Genomic DNA, 17,919 nt, shown 5'->3' with positions numbered 1-17,919 from the left:
GAGGATATCCGATGGCTGAGCTGCCCTTCCTGCAAGCCCTTATGAAGTCTGTGAATTTCTACGCACGCTTCGCGCCGTCATTCACCCGCGTCGGCTACATCGCCCGCGGCCTGCCGTTCAAGCCGGTTCGCGCGGACTATTCCGGACAGACCTGGCTGGTCACCGGCGCGACCGGCGGGCTGGGGCGGGCGGCGGCGCTGCGCGCCGTGCGCAAGGGGGCCACGGTGTACGCGGTCGGGCGCAATGTCGCCGCGCTGGATGCGCTTCAGGCCGCGGCGGCGGGGGCGTCCGGACGGATCGTTCCGGTCGTCTGCGACCTGTCATCCATGCGAGCGGTGTCCGACCTGACCCGCCGGCCGGAGATCGCCGCCCTGAAGTTCGACGTTCTGGTCAACAATGTCGGCCTGCTGATGCGGTCCTACCAGGCGACGGCCGAGGGGTTGGAGACCTCCTACGCGACCAATCTGCTGGGTCACTACATCCTGACGCAACAGATGCACGCCGAGGGCCTGTTGGCCTCGGAAGCGGCGATCATCAATGTGGTCTCGGGCGGCCTCTACAATCTGCCGCTGACCAAATCGATGCTGAACATCCCGGAAGAGAAGTTCAACGGCTTCGCCGCCTACGCGGCCCACAAGCGGGCCCAGGTGGCGCTGACCGAGCACTGGCGCGCGGCCTTCGCCGGCATTGGGGCCAGGACCTACGCGGTCCATCCGGGCTGGGCCGACACGGCGGGGGTGAAGACCTCCCTGCCCAAATTCCGCAAGATCCTGGCTCCGATCCTGCGCAACGACGACGAGGGCGCCGACACCATCGACTGGCTGGCCGCGACCCGTCCGCCGGAGGTGGTCGATGAACTGTGGTTCGACCGGAAGCCGCGCACTGCGCACGCCTATCCGCACACCCGCACGCCGAGGGCGACGCCGGCCGACATCGTCGCCTTCCTGGAACGCGACCGGCAAGCGCTGGTCGGCTGACCGGGAGCTGGTGCGGGCGGTCGGACTCGAACCGACACTCCAGAGGACCCGGATTTTAAGTCCGGTGCGTCTACCATTTCGCCACGCCCGCGGCGGTGTTCGGTCTCAGTGGGCCGCCGCCGTCGCCGGACGCATGGCGCGGAAGTCGACGTCGGAATCGGCGACCAGATAGACCAGCGCGGCCCAGGCGGCGACGTTCTGGCTCAGCTGGGCCGGGTCGATCTTGTCCAGAGTGTCGTCGGCGGTGTGGTGCAGGTCGAAGTAGCGGGTGCCGTCCTGGTTCAGGCCGAACACCGGCACGCCCGCCTCCGCCAGCGGGCCCACGTCGGCGCCGCCGTGCAGTTCGGGATCCGGCGAGGGCAGGACGCCGATCGGATACAGCACCCGACCCGCGATCCTGGCGAAGTCCGAACCCTGGGCGCCGGGCGGCAGGCCGAAGGCGTAGACGCGGTCGGCGCCGAAGTCGCTCTCGCCGGCGATGATGTGCTGCTCCACCGCCGCGCCGATGCCGCGCAGATAGGCGCCGCCGCCGTTGCCGGTGTCGGTGGGCTGGGCCACCTCTTCCGAACCGTACAGCACAACGCGCACCGTCCGCGCCGGACGGCGGCCGCTTTCGGCGATGGCCTTGGCGGCGGCCAGGGTGATGGCCCCGCCGGCGCCGTCGTCGATGGCGCCGGTGCCCAGGTCCCAGCTGTCCATGTGCGAGCCGAGCACGATCACCTCATTGGGGCGCGAGGCGCCGGTGATCTCGCCGACGACGTTCTGGGACACCGTCTCATAGGTGTGGGCCGTGGAGGACAGGCGCAGGCGGACGGTCTCGCCGCCGGCGATCAGGCGCGACAGCTGGCTGGCGTCCGGGGCCGACAGGGCGAAGCCCGGCAGGGGCACGCGGCCCTCGATGTAACGGGTGGTGCCGGTGTGCGGCATGCGGTGCTCGTCCGAACCGACCGAGCGCATGATGAAGGCCACCGCGCCCTTGGCCGCGGCCGCGCCCGGGCCGGCGCCGCGGATGCGGGTCAGGGGACCGTAGCCGGCGCCGTCCTGCATGCGCACCATCTGGCCCGCGTCGACGTAGGCGATCTTGCCCGCCAGGGAACCGGCGGGGGCGGCGTTCAGGGCCTCCAGGCTGTCGAAACGCACGACCTCGGCCTCGATCACGCCATTGGTGCCCGGCGAATGGCCCAGGGCGGCGACGACCAGACGCTGCGGATGAGCGCCGACGATGGAGGCGCTCTCCTCGCCGCGCTCCCAGCCGACCAGGGGGAAGGTCTCGATACGCACGTTCTGGAAGCCGTGTTCGCGCATGTAGCCGGCGGCCCAGGCCGCGGCGTCCTGCTCGGACTTCGATCCGGCCGGACGCGCACCGAAGCGGGTGGTCAGGCGGGTGACGTAGTCCAGGGCGATGTTCTGCTGGAGCGCCGCGTCGCGGATGCGCTCAGCCCGCTGGACGGTCGCGGCGTCCTGCGCGAGGGCCGGGGCGGCGAAGCTGAGCGCGATCGCGCTGGCGGCGAGAAGGCGGGCGGACAGGCGCATGACGGCTCCGAGGGACTCAGCAACGAGGCCGGGACCCTAGACCGCGATTTCCGGAGCGGGAAGCATCGGCGGCCGCAGTTTTCCTGCTGCCGCCATAAGGGCGACTACTCGCCCTTGACCCAGACCTCGACCGGCCCCTGCAGCTTGACGGTCAGGGCCTTGCCGCGGCGGTCGACGCGGTTGCCGACGGCCAGGCGGACCCAGCCTTCCGAGATGCAGTATTCCTCGACGTTGGTCTTCTCTTCGCCCTTGAAGCGGACGCCGATGCCCTGCGCCAGGATGTCGGCGTCGTGGAAGGCGCTGTCGGGATCGACGGACAGGCGGTCGGGAAGGTCGGTCATGGTGGGGCTCTTCAGCAAATCAGCCGCCGCCTTTAGCCGGTCCGCCGCCCGGCTCCAAGCTCTTGACCTGACGTGGGGTCAATCGACTAGGTTCGTTGCAAATCAATACGGACCCAATTCCGGACCATGGCCGTGACCGATCTGATCATCAGCGACTTCATCGCTCCGGCGACCGACGGCTATCCGCTGGCGATGCGGCTTGTCTCGGCGCAATCGCCGACGATGGCCGTCCTGATGAGTTCCGGGACCGGCTTCCCCAAGGGCTTCTACGACCGCTTCGCCCGGCATCTGGCGCACCGGGGCGCGGCGGTGCTGACCTATGATTTCCGCGGCATCGCCGGATCCCGGCCCGAGGATCTGGCGGCGATGACGATGGACTATGTCGACTGGGGCCGCCTGGACATGCCCGCCGCGCTGGACGCTCTTATCGAGGCTGCGCCGGGCCTGCCGGTCGTCCACGTCGGCCACAGTGTCGGCGGCCATTTCCTCGGCTTCATGGCCAATCAGGACCGCATCGCCAGGCACGCCTTCGTCTCGGTCGGCAGCGGCTACTGGGGGCGGCATCACCGGTCCTACAATCCGATGGAGCTGTTCTTCTGGTTCGGCTTCGGCCCATGGAGCCTGGCCCGGCACGGCTACATCAAGGGCGGCGGGCTGTGGGCCGGGACCGACCTGCCGCGCGGCGTCTGGGAGACCTGGCGGCGCTGGTGCCTGAAGGAGCCCTACTTCCTCGATGAGCTGAGGGACGGGCTGAAGCCGCACCATTTCGACGCGGTAACGGCCCCGATCCGCTCGTGGATCTTCACGGACGACCCCATCGCCACGCCCGTCACCTCGCCGATCCTGCTGCAGGTCTACCCCAACGCGCCGCGCGAGATGACCGTCCACGCCCCGACCGATTTCGGCGTGAAACGGATCGGTCACGAGGGCGCGTTCCGCAGGGGCATGGAGCGGCTCTGGGATGAGATGTTCGACTGGCTGCTTGAACCGGGGCCGTCCGCACATAGGTAAGCGCACCCTTCCCGGAGCGTTCCCATGACCGACCAGCCCACGATCACCGTCGACGGCCACACCATCCCCCTGCTGGGCTTCGGCACCTGGAACCTCGAACCGGCCGACGCGCGCCGCATGGTCGCCGAGGCCCTGCGCATCGGCTACCGCCACATCGACACCGCCTGGATCTACAAGAACGAGGCCGCCGTCGGGGACGGCATCCGCGACGCCATCGCCGCCGGCCATGTGAAGCGCGAGGACATCTGGCTGACCACCAAGATCTGGGTCGCCCATTTCGACCGCGCCGGCCTGCTGAAACAGGCGAAGGAGTCGGCGGACAGCCTGGGCTTCACCCCCGACCTGCTGCTGCTGCACTGGCCCAAGGCCGAGCCGACGTTCGAGGAGACGCTGGGCGCGCTCAACGAGGCGCTGGAGCAGGGCCTGACCAAGAGCATCGGCCTGTCCAACTTCCCGTCGGCCGAATTCGCCCGCGCCCAGAGCCTGTCTAAGGCGAAGCTGATCACCAACCAGGTCGAGTACCATCCCTATCTGAAGCTGACGAAGCTGATCGCGGCGGCGAAGGCGCTGGGGTCGTCGATCACCGCCTGGTCGCCGCTGGCCCAGGGCAATATCGCCGACGATCCGACCCTGAACGCGATCGGCGAGGCGCACGGCAAGTCCGCGGGCCAGGTCACCCTCCGCTGGCTGATCCAGCAGGGCGTCATCGCCATCCCGCGCACGACCAAGGTCAGCCGCGCCGAGGAAAGCTTCGACATCTTCGACTTCGAACTGTCTTCCGAGGAGATGGACCGCATCCACGCGCTGGCCCGTCCGGACGGCCGCCTGGGCGACTGGCTCGACAAGGCCTTCCAATGGGATGAAGAATGGGCCTGAGGCGTTCCGCCTGAGAGGACGCCCTCTGGGAGTATCGGCGCTCAAGCAGGCGAACGCCGATCGCGCCAAGGGAGAAGACCATGGGTTCGGTGCTGGGTTTCCCCGGCGTCGATCCGTCGGACGCGGCGGTCGGCGCAAGACTGAAGCGGTGGCGCGAAGAGCGCGGCTGGAGCGTGGACGACATGGCGCGCCTGCTGGACATGACCCCCGAGGAGGAGCGCCGCGCCGAAGCCGGCCGGGCGCACCTCGACAGCCTGCGCATCGGCACGGCCACCGCCGCCCTGCGCCTGCCGCTGTGGGCGCTGGTGTCTGACTCAAGGGCTTATTGATGGGCGCCGCCCGGGCTTACCGCGCGGTCTTCGCCCTGGTCGGCTGGTTCGCCATCGGCCTGCAGTACTGGCTGACGCTGACCGGCGACAGCGGCAAGGGCGCCGGCGAGCTTACGCTGAATTTCTTCAGCTATTTCACCGTCCTTATGAATGTGGTCGTGGCGCTGGCCCTGACCGCCCCGGCGCTGTTTCCGAACAGCGCCCTGGGCCGCTGGAGCCTGAGCGAAGGCGTTCGGGCGGCGGTGGCGATGTTCATCGCCGTGGTCGGCCTGACCTATCATTTCCTGCTTTCGCACGTCTGGGATCCGCAGGGTTGGCTGTTCGTGTCGAACGGCCTGCTCCACTACGTGATGCCGATCGCCTTCGTGATGGACTGGCTGCTGTTCACGCCCAAGGGCCGGCTGCGCTGGATCGACGCGGTGAAGTGGCTGTCGGTTCCGCTCGTCTACATCGTCTGGACCACGATCCACGGCTATGCCTCGGGCTGGTGGCCGTACTGGTTCGTGGACCTGCCCGCGCTGGGCCTGGCGAAGGCCGCCTTCTGGTTCGCGGCCATGCTGGCCCTGTTCCTCGTCGTCGGCCTGATCATCGTGGCGATCGACCGCACCATCGGACGACGTGACAGGACGCGCGTCGCCGCTTAAGCGAAGCCATGGCCTACAAATCGCTGCGCGACTTCATCGACATCCTCGAAGCCGAGGGCGAGCTGGTGCGCGTCAGCGAACCCGTCTCGACCCACCTGGAGATGACCGAGATCCAGACCCGCCTCCTCCGGAACGGCGGCCCGGCGGTGATCTTCGAGAAGCCGGTCATGCCCGACGGCTCGATCAGCCCCATCCCCTGCCTGGCCAACCTGTTCGGCACGGTGAAGCGCGTGGCCATGGGCGTGACGCTGGAGAAGAAGAGCCGCACCACCGCCGCCGAGCTGCGCGAGGTCGGCGAACTGCTGGCCTTCCTGCGGAACCCGACGCCGCCGCGCGGTCTGGGCGACGCCATGGAGATGCTGCCGCTGGCCCAGACGGTGATGGCCATGCGGCCCAAGGTCGTGAAGACCGCGCCGGTGCAGCAGGTCGTGCTGAAAGGCGACCAGATCGATCTGACCAGCCTGCCGATCCAGGGCTGCTGGCCGGGCGAGCCCGCGCCGCTGATCACCTGGGGCCTGGTCGTCACCAAGGGGCCGTCCCAGGCGCGCGAGGACGACTTCAACCTCGGCATCTACCGCATGCAGGTGCTGGGCAAGGACAAGGCCATCATGCGCTGGCTGGCGCACCGCGGCGGCGCCCAGCACTACGCCCGGCACAAGAAGGCCGGATCGAAGGAACCCCTGCCCTGCGCGGTCGTGCTCGGCGCCGACCCGGGCACCATTCTGGCCGCCGTGACGCCGGTGCCGGACACCCTGTCGGAATACCAGTTCGCCGGCCTGCTGCGCGGCGCCAAGGCCGAGCTCGTCCCCTGCAAGACCGTGCCGCTGATGGTCCCGGCCAACGCCGAGATCGTGCTGGAAGGCCATGTCCTGCTGGACGAGCACGCGGCGGAGGGCCCCTACGGCGACCACACGGGCTACTACAACTCGGTCGAGACCTTCCCGGTGTTCCAGGTGACGGCCATCACCATGCGCCGCGACCCGATCTATTTGACCACCTTCACCGGCCGTCCGCCGGACGAGCCCTCGGTGCTGGGCGAGGCGCTGAACGAGGTCTTCATCCCCCTGCTGCGCCAGCAGTTCCCCGAGATCACCGACTTCTGGCTGCCGCCCGAGGGCTGTTCCTACCGGATCGCCGTGGTGTCGATGAAGAAGGCCTACCCCGGCCACGCCAAGCGGGTGATGCTGGGCGTCTGGAGCTATCTGCGCCAGTTCATGTACACCAAGTGGGTCATTGTCGTGGACGACGACATCGACGCCCGCGACTGGAAACAGGTCATGTGGGCCATCTCGACCAAGATGGATCCGGCGCGCGACATCACGCTGATCGAGAACACCCCGATCGACTATCTGGACTTCGCCAGCCCTGAGAGCGGGCTGGGCTCCAAGATCGGTCTGGACGCCACCGACAAGTGGGAGCCGGAGACCAAGCGCGAATGGGGCGAGGAGATTCGCATGGAGCCGGACGTGGTCGACCGCGTGTCGGAGATGTGGAGCCGTCTGGGACTGCCCGGGGACGGAACGCCGATCTGGAAATAGCCGTGTGTTGCAGCGATGACGCGATCGTTTCCGGAATGTGTCGAAAAATCGCTTTTCAGATGACGAAACGGTAATCTAGAAACAGGGTCAGTGATCTTCCCGGAGGCCCATCCATGAAACACGCTCTCGTCGCCGCCCTGGCCCTCGCTCTCGCGACGCCGGTGGTCACCATCCCCGCCCCCGCCGACGCCCAGGTGCTGACCGGCCGCCATAGCGCGCGCGCCTCGCGCCCGCGCCGCGCCGCGCCGCCGCGCCTGTCGCAGGCCGAGCAGCAGCAGCTCTGGGAAGCCCAGGACCTGGTCACCGACCTGAACGCCACGATCGAATCCCTGCAGGCCGACGGCGCCGCCGCAGGCGGCCTGACCGATGCGCAACGCGCCGAGATCGACGGCCACACCACGCGCCGCAACGAGGCCCAGGCTACCGTTGATCGCCTGGTCGCCAAGCGGAACGGCTGAGCCTCCGGCTTCAGCATACGAAATCAGACGGGCGGCGATGATCTCATCGTCGCCCGTTTTTCGTTCTGGAGCCTTTCCAAGGGGTGACGCGGGACCGGCGGGCTCATAGGGTCGCGCTTCGCCGGTCGGGGGGTCCATGAGCGCGTTCGAGTTCTTCTTCAGCTTCTATGGCCTGGTGCTGGGCCTCTCGGTGACCGTGATCGCCACCGGATTGGCCACCGCCATCCAGCATCGCAAGCGAATCCGGATCGGCTGGCTGACCCCGCTGCTGGCGTTGTTCGTCGGGCTCGATGTCGCCAGCTTCTGGGACTTCGCCTGGACCAATTTCCGCGACCTGCCGTTCAGCTACGGCCTGCTGATCGTCGGCCTGGCCATCGCCCTGATCTACTTCATCGCCGCGTCGCTGGTCTTCCCGCACGCCATCGAGGACGACCTGTCGCTGGACGATCATTTCTGGGCCAACAAGAAGCTCGTCCTGCTGCTGACCACGGCCGCCAATATCGCCGCGCTCATCGTCGCCGCGCCGATCCTGCTGGCGGCGCCCGCCGGCTCCTTGCTGATCGCCAACTACGCCGTGACCCTGACCGCCTATATCGCCCTGGTGATCCCGGCCGCCTTCGTCCGGAACAAGGCGGCGTTCGCGACCCTGACGGGGATCCACATCGCCATCTATCTGGTGCTGGGCGCCGCCTCGGCCGCCTTCCCCAACTCCTCGGAACAGATGCTTGAGGCCATGAACGCCGGGGAGGCGGCCGCCTCGGCGACGGCGCCCGCGAAATGAGCGCCTTCGAGTTCTTCTTCAGCTTCTACGGCCTGCTGCTGGGCCTCTCGGTGGCCGAACTGGTCGGCGGCTTCGCCCGCATCCTGCAGGAGCGGGAACGGGTGCGCTTCGGCTGGCTGACCCCGCTGCTGGCGACCTTCGTGGCGCTGGATGTGGCGACGTTCTGGAACCAGGCCTGGGTCATCTTCCGCGGCGCGCCGTTCAGCCAAGCCCTGCTGATCGCCGGCCTGATCATCGCCGCCACCTTCTACGTCGCCGCCAGCATGACCTTCCCCCGCGTGTCCGCCGAGGGTCATCACGAGCGGATCGATCTGGATGAGCATTTCTGGAAGTCCCGGCGGCTGGTCTTCGGCTGCATCATGACCGCCAACCTCATCGTCGGTCTGCTGTTCCTGGGCCTTATGGCCGCGAACGAGGGTTTCGCCGCCCTGTCGACGACGCGGCTGTGGGTCGGTTTCGGCATCTTCTTCACCACAACCGCCGTCGCCGCCTTCGCGCCGTGGCGACGGGCCGTGATCGGCGCCCTGCTGATCGTTCTGGCCTACAGCCTGTGGACGCTGTCGATGTCCGCCATTCACCTGCTGTCCAGCGGCGCCTGGTCGCCCGCGCTGGGGGTGACGGGCTGACGCCCGGATCGCTTGCCGCCGTTCAGCATTTGGTCGAGGAAGCATCATGCGCACCCCCCTTCTGATCGCAGCCGCCCTTCTGTTCGCGAGTCCCGCCATGTCCCAGTCTGTCCCCAACGCCGCGCCGTGGGATCAACCCTTCCTGCCGCCGGCGCCGGAGTGGAACGGCGCCAGCCGCGACCTGCTGCGCGCCGCCTCGGACCCGTGGGTCACGGCCTTCGAGGCCGACGCCGCCCATGACTTCAGCCCGACCTACGCCGACACCCGCGCCTGGTTCGACCGCCTGGATGCCGCCTCGGACCTGATCCGCATCGAGCAGTTCGGCGTCTCGCCGGAAGGCCGGCCGATCTACGCCGTCATCGCTTCGAAGGACGGCGCGCGCTTCGATCCGTCCAAGCCGGTGCTGCTGGCGCAGGCCGGCATCCATCCGGGCGAGATCGACGGCAAGGACGCGGGCATGATGCTGCTTCGCGACATCGCCTTCTACGGCAAGGACGACCTGCTGGACCGGGTCAACCTGATCCTGATCCCCATCCTGTCGGTTGATGGGCACGAGCGGGCCAGCGCCTACAGCCGCCCGAACCAACGGGGACCGCGCATTCAGGGCTGGCGCAACACGGCGACCAACCAGAACCTGAACCGCGACTACCTGAAGCTGGACCAGCCCGAGATGCGGGCGGTGCGCGGCCTGATCGTGAAGTACCGGCCCGACCTGTACGTCGACATCCACGTCACCGACGGCATGGATTACCAGTACGACGTCACCTACGGCTACAACGGCGAGGACGGGGTCTATTCCCGTTCGCCCGCCACGGCGCTGTGGCTGGATAACGCCTTCAAGCCGGCGATGAACGCGGCGCTCGAGGCGCGCGGCCATATCCCCGGCGAACTGGTCTTCGGCATCGACGACCAGAACCCGCGCGCCGGCCTGTCGGACGGCGGCCTGGGCGAGCGCTTCTCGAACGGCTGGGGCTCGGCGGCCCACGTCCCGACCATCCTGATCGAGAACCACAGCCTCAAACCGCACGAACAGCGCGTGCTGGGCACCTATGTCTTCCTCGAACAGGCCCTGAAGCTGCTGGCGAGCGACGGCCGGGACCTGCGCGCCGCGATCACCGCCGACAGCGCCCTGCGTCCGGCCGAGATCCCCGCCAACTTCGTCCAGAACGACCAGCCGACCGTGACCCGCCCGTTCAAGGGCATCACCTATGAAACCTATGACAGCCCGGCGTCGGGCCGCCGCGAAATCCGTTGGCTGGGCCAGGCCGATCCCGCGCTGTGGCAGCTGCCGTTCTACACCTCGCATCCGACGCTGACCCTGCGCCGGCCCGAAGCCTATTGGGTGCCGTCGTACCGGACGGACATCATCGAGCGCCTGCGCGTCCACGGCGTGACGATGGAGACCCTGACCGCGCCGCGCACCGTGCCGGTGGAGATGCTGCGCCTCGACGATCCGAAGGTCGGCGCCCGCGCCAACGAAGGCCATGTTCCGGTGACCGTGACCTCGGTCACGCCCGAGCGCCGCGACTGGACCTTCCCGATCGGCTCGGTGCGCGTCCCGACCGACCAGCCGCTGGGCGACATCGTCGTCCTGCTGCTGGAGCCGCAGTCGTCGGAAAGCTTCTTCGCCTGGGGCCTGTTCCCCGAGGTGCTGAGCCGCGTCGAATACATCGAGGGCTACGCCATCGCCCCGCTGGCCGAGCGGATGATGGCCGCCGATCCGGCCCTGAAGGCCGAGTTCGAGGCCAAGCTGGCCGCCGAGCCGGACTTCGCCGCCAACGGCGACGCCCGTTTGCAGTGGTTCTATGAACGAACCCCGTTCTATGATGACCACTACCGCCTCTATCCGGTGGCGCGCGAGAACTGAGGGGCGATTCCATGAGCATCGAACAGGCGCTGGCCTTCCATACCGAGGCCTTCCGGGCGGTTGCGCTCTGGACCGGCCTCTCGCTGCTGTTCGTCCTGTTCCTGTCGATGCGGATCAGCGCCGGACGGCGCAAGCTCAAGGTCTCGGTCGGAGACGGCGGCCACGCCGAGCTGACCACGACCACCCGCGCTTTCGGCAACGCCATCGAATACATCCCGGTGGCGCTGGTCTCGCTGGCCGTGGTGGCGGTCTTCTACAGCGCGCCTGTCGTGCACGTGCTGGGCGGTTCATTCTTCCTCGGCCGGGTGCTCCATGCCTGGGGCATGGCGCAGGAGAAGCAGCCCGCCGCCGGACGCATGTTCGGCATGATCCTGACCTACCTGCCCTTCCTGGCCTCGGCGGGGCTGCTGATCTTCGCCGCCGCCTTCTGACGGCGGTTGCGCCCCGGCGGAGGCCCGGCCATATCGGGGCATGACCTCCCCGCGTGACGCCGCCGCCTCCGACATCCTGCCCGACCTCGTCGCCGCCGCCCTGAAGGCCGGGGCGGACGCCGCCGAGGCGGTGTCCTCGGAGCGCGCCTCCCTGTCCATCGGCGTGCGCAACGGCGCGCTGGAGGATGTGGAGCGCGAGGAGAGCCGCGACCTCGGCCTGCGGGTCTTCATCGGCAGGCGTCAGGCGACCGTCTCGGCCTCGGACCTGTCGGACAAGACCCGCGCCCGGTTGGTTGAGCGCGCCGTCGCCATGGCGCGCCTCGCGCCGGAAGACCCCTACGCCGGACTGGCCCCGCAGGATTGCCTCGCCAAGGGCCCCTTCCCCGATCTGGACCTCTACGACCCGACCGAGCGCAGCGCCGCCGATCTGGAAGCCGCCGCCGCCGAAGCCGAGGCCGCCGCGCTGGCGGTCGAGGGCGTCGCCCGTTCGGAGGGCGGTCACGCCGCCGCCTCGTCCAGCCGCTGGCGTCTGGTCACCTCGCACGGCTTCGACGGCGCCTATCAGGGCTCGGCCTTCTCGCTGGGCGTCGGCGTCATCGCCGAGAAGGACGGGGCCATGGAGCGGGGCGGAGAGCACCGCGCCGTCCGCCACCTGTCCGACCTGCCCTCGGCCGACTCCATCGGCGCCTATGCGGGCAAGCGGGCCGTCGAACGCACCGGTCCGCGCAAGATCGCCTCGACCACCGCCCCGGTGATCTTCGAGAACCGCGTGGCGACCCAGGTGCTGTCGCCCCTGCTGGGCGCCATTTCCGGCGCCTCCATCGCGCGCGGCACCTCCTTCCTGAAGGACCGGCTCGGCCAACGGATCCTGCCCGAGGGCGTGCGCCTGATCGACGATCCCTTCCGCCCGCGCGGCCTCGGCTCGACCCCGTTCGACGACGAGGGCGTGGCCGTAAGCCGGCAATCCATCATCGACGACGGCGTCCTGACCACCTGGCTGCTGAACAGCAGCGCGGCGGCCCAGCTGGGCCTGGCCTCGACCGGCCACGCCTCGCGCGGCCTCGCCGGTCCGCCCGGCGTCTCGACCCACAACCTGCATCTGGAGCCGGGCGAGCAGGACCTGGACGGCCTGATGGGCCAGGCGGGGACCGGCCTGCTGATCACCTCGATGTTCGGCCCCTCGCTGAACGGCAACACCGGCGACTGGTCCGCCGGGGTGTCGGGCTTCTGGTTCGAGAACGGACGACGCGCCTATCCGGTCAGCGAAGTCACCGTCGCGGGCAATCTGAAGGACCTGTGGGCGCGCCTGGTCCCCGGCTCCGACCTGGAGTTCCGCAGCAGCTTCAACAGTCCGTCCCTACTGTTCGACGGCGTCGCCATCGCGGGCAAATGACGGATTTCGCCACCGATCTCGAGCTGATCCGCGACGCGGCCCTCGCCGCCGGCGAGCTGGCCCTGTCCGAGCGCGAGCGGGGGCTGAAGATCTGGTCCAAGTCCGGCGGTTCGCCCGTCACCTCGGCCGATCTGGCCGTCGACCAGTTGCTGCGCGCCCGCCTGCTGTCGGCCCGTCCGGACTACGGCTGGCTGTCCGAGGAGACCGCCGACAGCGCCGAGCGACTGTCGAAGCGGCGCATCTTCGTGGTCGATCCGATCGACGGCACCGTGGCCTATATGAAGGACAAGCCGTGGTGGTGCATTCCCATCGCCGTGGTCGAGGACGGCCGACCGGTCGCCGCGGTCATTCACGCCCCCATGCTGAACGAGACCTTCGTCGCCACCCTGGGCGGCGGCGCGTCCCTGAACGGGCGGACGATCACGGCCTCGGACACCACCGACCTGGACGACGCCTCGGTGCTGGCCGACGCCCGGCTGATGGAGGGACCGCACTGGCCGGAGCCCTGGCCCGCCATGCGCTACGAGAAGCGCAACGCCCTGGCCTATCGCATGGCGCTGGTCGCCGCGGGCGCGTTTGACGCGGCCATCGCCCTGACGCCCAAATGGGACTGGGACGTCTGCGCCGGCGCCCTGATCGCGGAAGAAGCCGGGGCGAAAGTCAGCGACCATCACGGCGGCCTGTGGCGCTTCAACCAGCCCGATCCGCGACAAACCAGCCTGATCTGCTCCGCCCCGGCCCTTCACCCGTTGATCGTGCGGCGGACAGCGCCTATTCCGCTCGCGCCGCGCTGATCCGCCTCTTTCAGGTCATTTCAACCTGCAAATGGGACGGTGAACCCCACAGACGCCCTCCTCCGGGATACGAACATGACCGCCGAAACCGAAAACCAGCTGCTGCACATCGTCATCGGCGGCGAGCTGCGCCATCTGGACGCCCCGGTGTTCCGCGACCTGTCCAAGGTCGAATTCGTCGGCGCCTTCCCGAACTACGAGGAAGCCCGCAAGGCCTGGAAGGCCAAGGCCCAAGCCACGGTCGACAACGCCCACATGCGCTACTTCATCCTGCACGCCCACCGGATGATCGATCCGCGCGGCGACGCCCACGAGCACTGACCGCGCGCCTGGGCCCTGACGGGAACCGGGGCCGTCGCTCGAACGCTCTGTCCGTGACAGTCACGTTGACGGAGGATCGCCCGTGAACACTCTTCTGATCGTGCTGGTGCTCGGCGCCATCGCCGTCGGCATCGTCGTGTGGGTCACGCGTCGCAAGCCGGATGCCAACAGCAACGCCCCGCGAGAGTCCGACACCGCCTGGAACGACCCGGTGACGCCCGCGTCGCCGGATGATACCAAACACCCATGACCCTGTTCGGTCGCACTCTCGGCGCTGAGGAAATCAGCGCCCTGGTCTTCATGCTCATGGCGTTGGTGCTGTGGACCATGTCCCTGCGCGGCGAGATGCGGTGGACGCGGTGGTTCAGGAACTGGGAAGCCGACCGCAAGGCGCGGCGCGACGCCGAACTGGCTTCGGAGCGCGGCGAAAGCCCTCCGCCGTCCCCCCAAGGACCGCGCGGCCCCTGGAGCTGAGGCCCTACTCCCGCCGCAGCAGCTTCTCGGTCAGCAGGGTGCCCCACCACTGGCCCTTGAACTCGGACCGGATCGCCTTCGGATCATAGGCCGGGCTGTCGATCCACTCCAGGAAGCTGACGCCCGTGGGCTCGACCTCCTTGAGGTATTTCTCCAGCGTGTAGTCCAGCACCCCGGTCAGCCCCTCGCGGTGGTGCAGGTATTTCTTGTCGAGCTGCTTGATCGCTTCCGAGATGGGTTCGCCCAGATGGAAGTGGCGATAGAAGACCGCCATCATCCCGGCCCGGTCCGCCCCCGACTTGCAGTGGATCAGCACCGGATATTCGATCGTCTCGAACAGCCCCTTCGCCCGGCGGATGCGGTCGGGCTGCGGCGGATCCCGGCTGTCCAGCGGCGCGTCGATCAGGGTCAGGCCCAGCCGCTCGCAGGCGTCCTTCTCCAGCGCGTAATAGGCTTCGTCCCGCGCCCCGCGCAGGTTGATGACCGTCTTGATCCCCTGCGACTTCCACCAGGCCAGCTGACGCGGCGACGGCTGGTTTGTCCGCACCAGATCCGGCCCCAGCCAGTGGGCGTTCATGAACCACCGCCTCAGGAAGGCGTGGTCCTTCCAGACATAGTCCCACTTCGCCCTGAAGCGGCCGGCGGCGGAGGAGAGGTCGTAGCGGGACATCAGGGGGAGATAGAGGGTCGCGGGGGCCGCGTCATCCCAAAGGCTAGGGCGCCGGGATTACGTTTTCCGGCGACGGTGCATCATAGCGTAGCGGCGCCGTCACGGGCGCGGCATAGTAGGCGAACGCCCAAAAAATGAGGAAGCCGACGACTAACCCCGCGATCAGGTAGCCGGCGACCTTTCCGACGCCCCGCACGATGCGCTTCCTGGCCATCCCGCCCCTCCCGTTTCGCAGGCTATTGGAACCAGTGGATCGTCGACACTTCAAGTGGGAGCGCGATCACGCCATCCCCGCTTGACTTCCTCCCCCCGTCGTCCGACCTCGGACCGATGACGACGCCTGCCCCCGCGACCGACGAGAAAGAGCCGCTGCGCCCGCTGCTGGCGCGCATCTGGCGCGACTACCTCTCGCACCACCGGACGCCGCTGTTCCTGTCCATCCTCTGCGCGGCCGTCGTCGGCGTCATGGCCGCCACCGTCCTGCAACTGCTGCAGCCCGCCGTCGACGGACTGTTCCTGGGCAAGCCGGTCACCATCTGGCGCGTCTTCACCATCCCGCCCGAACAGGCTCTGGTCAGCATTCCGCTGATCATCATCGGCGCGGGCGTCATCTGGACCATCGCGGCCCTGGGCCAGGCGGCTCTGGTCAACCGGCTGGGTCACGGCATCGTCGGCGACATCCAGGTGCGCCTGTTCGGCGCCATGATCCGCGCCGACCTGGCCCGCCTGCGCAGCCAGCACTCCGGCGGTTTCGTGTCCTCGGTGCTGTTCGACGCCAACATGGTGCGCGAGGCCTTCACCAACGGCGTGGTCAACTACACCCAGCACGCCCTGACCCTGATCGCGGTGATCGGCTACATGGCCTGGACCGACTGGCGGCTGACCCTGATCGTCCTGCTGGGCGCGCCGGTCATCGCCCTTGTCATTCGCCGTTTCGGCAAGCGGGTGCGCAAGGCCACGACCGGCGCCATGGTCGAGACGTCCAACCTCTCCACCGCCCTGATGGAGAACCTGGACGGCGTTCGCCTCATCAAGATCGAGAACCGCGAGGCCGCCGAGGAGGCCCGGGTGGGCGAGGTCGTCGCCCGCCGCCAGCGCCATGTCATCAAGTCCGCCGACAGCCGCGCCTTCGCCGGTCCCTTCTCCAACCTCGTCGCCATGGTCATCGTCGCCGCCGTCATGGCCTACGCCGGCTGGCAGGCGCGTCAGGGCCAGATGACGGTCGGCGCGTTCGCCGCCTACATCGGCCTGCTGATGTCCGCCGGCCAGTCGCTGCGCCAGGTCACCAACCTGCAGACCGTCATGGCCGAGGGCCTGACCGCCGCCCGTCGCCTGTTCGCCTCGCTCGACATCGAACCCGAGATCCGTGAGGCGCCCGACGCCGCGCCGCTGGAGACCGGCCCGGTCACCGTCGCCTTTGACCACGTCAGCTTCGCCTACGCCCCCGCGGCCGACGGCGGCGCACCGACCCTGTCGGACGTCTCTCTGTCGGTGAAGCCCGGCGAGACCGTGGCCCTGGTCGGCCCGTCCGGTGGCGGCAAGTCGACGATCCTGTCGCTGCTGCCCCGCTTCTACGACGTCACATCGGGCGCCGTGACCATCAACGGCCGCGACATCCGCGAGCTCAAACTGCACGACCTGCGCACCCATATCGCCCTGGTCACGCAGGAACCCTTCCTGTTTGACGACACCATCGCCGCCAACATCGCCTATGGCCGCCCCGGGGCCTCGCAGGACGAGATCGAGGCCGCCGCCGCCTCGGCCGCCGCCCATGACTTCATCACCGCCCTGCCCGAGGGTTATCTGACCCGGGCCGGCGAGGCGGGCCTGCGCCTGTCCGGCGGCCAACGCCAGCGGATCGCCATCGCCCGCGCCTTCCTGAAGGACGCGCCGATCCTGCTGCTGGACGAGGCCACCTCGGCGCTGGACACGGAGAGCGAGGCCCTGGTGCAGGTCGCGCTGGAGCGGCTGATGGAGGGCCGCGCCACCCTGATGATCGCCCACCGCCTGTCGACCGTCCGCAACGCCGACCGCATCTATGTCATCGACGCCGGCAAGGTGGTCGAGACCGGCAGCCACGCGGCGCTGGTGAAGAAGGGCGGCCTGTACGCCCGCCTGGCGCGGCAGCAGTCTCTGGACAGCGATCCGGTCTCCGTGGCGAGCGTTTCATGAGGCCGCTGCGCAACCCGGTCGTCCAGGCGTTCTTCGCCTGGGCCCTGGCGTGGTGGATGCGGTTCTGCTTCGCCACCATCCGCTGGACGCACCAGAACGAAGGCGTGGCCGAGGCCATATGGAAACAGGGCGGCGGCGTGCTGTGCGCCTTCTGGCATTCGCGCATCAGCCTGAGCCCCGCCAGCTGGCCCCTGGACCGCGCTCAACCGGTCAAGGGCCTGGTTTCCCTGTCGCCCGACGGCCAGTTCATCGCCCGGGCGATGGCGCTTCTGGGCATCCCCGCCGTGCGCGGCTCGTCCGCCAACAAGGACAAGGCGGACCGCGCCAAGGGCGGCACCCAGGCCCTGCGTGACGGCCTGCGCCAGCTGAAGGTCGGCGCCTTGGCGGTCACCCCCGACGGTCCGCGCGGCCCGGCCCGGCAGATGGCCGAGGGCCTGCCCCTGCTGGCCAAGCTGTCGGGGGCGCCGACCCTGCTCATCGGCATCTCCTGCAATCCGGCCATCCGTCTGAACAGCTGGGACAAGGCCGTCCTGCCGCTGCCCTTCGGCAAGGGGGCCATCGTCTGGGACGTGGCCGACTATCCGGAAGGCGCCGACGTGGCCGATGTCGCCTTCGCCTGGGCCGAGCGCCTGGACGCCGTCGAGGCCGAGGCCGACGCCATCACCGGCCTGAAGCGGGTCTGA

General features: G+C 68.8%; 22 protein-coding genes and 1 tRNA gene. 18 read left to right on the top strand and 5 right to left on the bottom strand.

Annotated features, from left to right (window positions below):
- Positions 1–11: 11 nt before the first annotated feature.
- Positions 12–977 carry an SDR family NAD(P)-dependent oxidoreductase gene (locus AC3WRV_RS06390; RefSeq protein WP_492312567.1) on the top strand — a complete coding sequence of 322 codons (966 nt, stop codon included), beginning with the start codon at positions 12–14 and terminating at the stop codon, positions 975–977.
- Positions 978–985: 8 nt separating this feature from the next.
- On the opposite strand, the gene AC3WRV_RS06385 is transcribed toward AC3WRV_RS06390, so the two are convergent.
- From AC3WRV_RS06385 to AC3WRV_RS06375, 3 genes are all read right to left on the bottom strand, one after another.
- Positions 986–1,068, bottom strand: a tRNA-Leu gene (locus tag AC3WRV_RS06385).
- A 14-nt stretch (positions 1,069–1,082) separates the two neighbouring features.
- Positions 1,083–2,510: a M20/M25/M40 family metallo-hydrolase gene (locus AC3WRV_RS06380; protein WP_492312566.1), complete on the bottom strand. Its 1,428-nt coding sequence runs from the start codon at positions 2,508–2,510 to the stop codon at positions 1,083–1,085.
- A 104-nt stretch (positions 2,511–2,614) separates the two neighbouring features.
- Positions 2,615–2,851 (bottom strand): DUF3297 family protein, encoded by a 237-nt coding sequence (locus AC3WRV_RS06375; RefSeq protein WP_291838985.1) that lies wholly within the window; start codon positions 2,849–2,851, stop codon positions 2,615–2,617.
- Positions 2,852–2,983: 132 nt separating this feature from the next.
- Here AC3WRV_RS06375 and AC3WRV_RS06370 point away from each other — a divergent pair, with 132 nt between their 5' ends.
- The 15 genes from AC3WRV_RS06370 to AC3WRV_RS06300 all read left to right on the top strand — a co-directional run bounded on the left by AC3WRV_RS06370 (position 2,984) and on the right by AC3WRV_RS06300 (position 14,394).
- Positions 2,984–3,862: an alpha/beta hydrolase family protein gene (locus tag AC3WRV_RS06370; protein WP_492312565.1), complete on the top strand. Its 879-nt coding sequence runs from the start codon at positions 2,984–2,986 to the stop codon at positions 3,860–3,862.
- Between the two features lie 24 nt (positions 3,863–3,886).
- Positions 3,887–4,738 carry an aldo/keto reductase gene (locus AC3WRV_RS06365; RefSeq protein WP_492312564.1) on the top strand — a complete coding sequence of 284 codons (852 nt, stop codon included), beginning with the start codon at positions 3,887–3,889 and terminating at the stop codon, positions 4,736–4,738.
- Between the two features lie 80 nt (positions 4,739–4,818).
- On the top strand, positions 4,819–5,067 hold the full coding sequence (locus AC3WRV_RS06360) for a helix-turn-helix domain-containing protein (RefSeq protein WP_492312563.1): 249 nt from the start codon (positions 4,819–4,821) through the stop codon (positions 5,065–5,067).
- A complete protein-coding gene (locus tag AC3WRV_RS06355) occupies positions 5,067–5,711 on the top strand; it encodes a Pr6Pr family membrane protein (RefSeq protein WP_492312562.1) in 645 nt (214 codons plus the stop codon). The genes AC3WRV_RS06360 and AC3WRV_RS06355 overlap by 1 nt, the downstream gene beginning before the upstream one ends.
- 8 nt (positions 5,712–5,719) lie before the next feature.
- Positions 5,720–7,249, top strand: coding sequence for a UbiD family decarboxylase (locus tag AC3WRV_RS06350; RefSeq protein ID WP_492312561.1), 1,530 nt, complete (start codon positions 5,720–5,722; stop codon positions 7,247–7,249).
- 113 nt (positions 7,250–7,362) lie between these two features.
- On the top strand, positions 7,363–7,707 hold the full coding sequence (locus AC3WRV_RS06345) for a hypothetical protein (protein WP_492312560.1): 345 nt from the start codon (positions 7,363–7,365) through the stop codon (positions 7,705–7,707).
- A 136-nt stretch (positions 7,708–7,843) separates the two neighbouring features.
- Positions 7,844–8,488: a hypothetical protein gene (locus AC3WRV_RS06340; protein ID WP_492312559.1), complete on the top strand. Its 645-nt coding sequence runs from the start codon at positions 7,844–7,846 to the stop codon at positions 8,486–8,488.
- On the top strand, positions 8,485–9,114 hold the full coding sequence (locus AC3WRV_RS06335) for a hypothetical protein (protein WP_291836163.1): 630 nt from the start codon (positions 8,485–8,487) through the stop codon (positions 9,112–9,114). The genes AC3WRV_RS06340 and AC3WRV_RS06335 overlap by 4 nt, the downstream gene beginning before the upstream one ends.
- 46 nt (positions 9,115–9,160) lie before the next feature.
- On the top strand, positions 9,161–10,981 hold the full coding sequence (locus tag AC3WRV_RS06330) for a M14 family metallopeptidase (RefSeq protein WP_492312558.1): 1,821 nt from the start codon (positions 9,161–9,163) through the stop codon (positions 10,979–10,981).
- Between the two features lie 11 nt (positions 10,982–10,992).
- On the top strand, positions 10,993–11,412 hold the full coding sequence (locus tag AC3WRV_RS06325) for an MAPEG family protein (RefSeq protein WP_492312557.1): 420 nt from the start codon (positions 10,993–10,995) through the stop codon (positions 11,410–11,412).
- Between the two features lie 40 nt (positions 11,413–11,452).
- Positions 11,453–12,805, top strand: coding sequence for a TldD/PmbA family protein (locus tag AC3WRV_RS06320; protein WP_492312556.1), 1,353 nt, complete (start codon positions 11,453–11,455; stop codon positions 12,803–12,805).
- Positions 12,802–13,599, top strand: coding sequence for a 3'(2'),5'-bisphosphate nucleotidase CysQ (locus AC3WRV_RS06315; protein ID WP_291836152.1), 798 nt, complete (start codon positions 12,802–12,804; stop codon positions 13,597–13,599). Before AC3WRV_RS06320 ends, AC3WRV_RS06315 begins: the two co-directional genes overlap by 4 nt.
- 75 nt (positions 13,600–13,674) lie before the next feature.
- Positions 13,675–13,920: a DUF4170 domain-containing protein gene (locus AC3WRV_RS06310; RefSeq protein ID WP_492312555.1), complete on the top strand. Its 246-nt coding sequence runs from the start codon at positions 13,675–13,677 to the stop codon at positions 13,918–13,920.
- 82 nt (positions 13,921–14,002) lie between these two features.
- The gene (locus AC3WRV_RS06305; RefSeq protein ID WP_291836146.1) at positions 14,003–14,170 is read left to right on the top strand and encodes a hypothetical protein; all 168 of its coding nucleotides are present in this window, start codon (positions 14,003–14,005) and stop codon (positions 14,168–14,170) included.
- Positions 14,167–14,394 carry a hypothetical protein gene (locus tag AC3WRV_RS06300; RefSeq protein ID WP_291836144.1) on the top strand — a complete coding sequence of 76 codons (228 nt, stop codon included), beginning with the start codon at positions 14,167–14,169 and terminating at the stop codon, positions 14,392–14,394. Before AC3WRV_RS06305 ends, AC3WRV_RS06300 begins: the two co-directional genes overlap by 4 nt.
- A 4-nt stretch (positions 14,395–14,398) precedes the next feature.
- Here the strand turns inward: AC3WRV_RS06300 and AC3WRV_RS06295 are convergent, their stop codons facing one another.
- Together AC3WRV_RS06295 and AC3WRV_RS06290 are read right to left on the bottom strand one after the other, a co-directional pair.
- Complete coding sequence (locus AC3WRV_RS06295; RefSeq protein ID WP_492312554.1) at positions 14,399–15,064, bottom strand: protein tyrosine phosphatase family protein; 666 nt, start codon at positions 15,062–15,064, stop codon at positions 14,399–14,401.
- 43 nt (positions 15,065–15,107) lie between these two features.
- Entirely contained in the window at positions 15,108–15,278 is a 171-nt protein-coding gene (locus AC3WRV_RS06290; RefSeq protein ID WP_492312553.1) for a hypothetical protein, read from the bottom strand.
- A 116-nt stretch (positions 15,279–15,394) separates the two neighbouring features.
- On the opposite strand from AC3WRV_RS06290, the gene AC3WRV_RS06285 reads away from it, so the two are divergent.
- A complete protein-coding gene (locus tag AC3WRV_RS06285) occupies positions 15,395–17,236 on the top strand; it encodes an ABC transporter ATP-binding protein (RefSeq protein WP_492312552.1) in 1,842 nt (613 codons plus the stop codon).
- The gene (locus AC3WRV_RS06280; RefSeq protein WP_291836130.1) at positions 17,233–17,919 is read left to right on the top strand and encodes a lysophospholipid acyltransferase family protein; all 687 of its coding nucleotides are present in this window, start codon (positions 17,233–17,235) and stop codon (positions 17,917–17,919) included. The genes AC3WRV_RS06285 and AC3WRV_RS06280 overlap by 4 nt, the downstream gene beginning before the upstream one ends.

This window comes from Brevundimonas sp. EU05-FHT14B11 (assembly GCF_058790835.1).
This window is presented reverse-complemented; position numbering and strand designations above follow the sequence as displayed.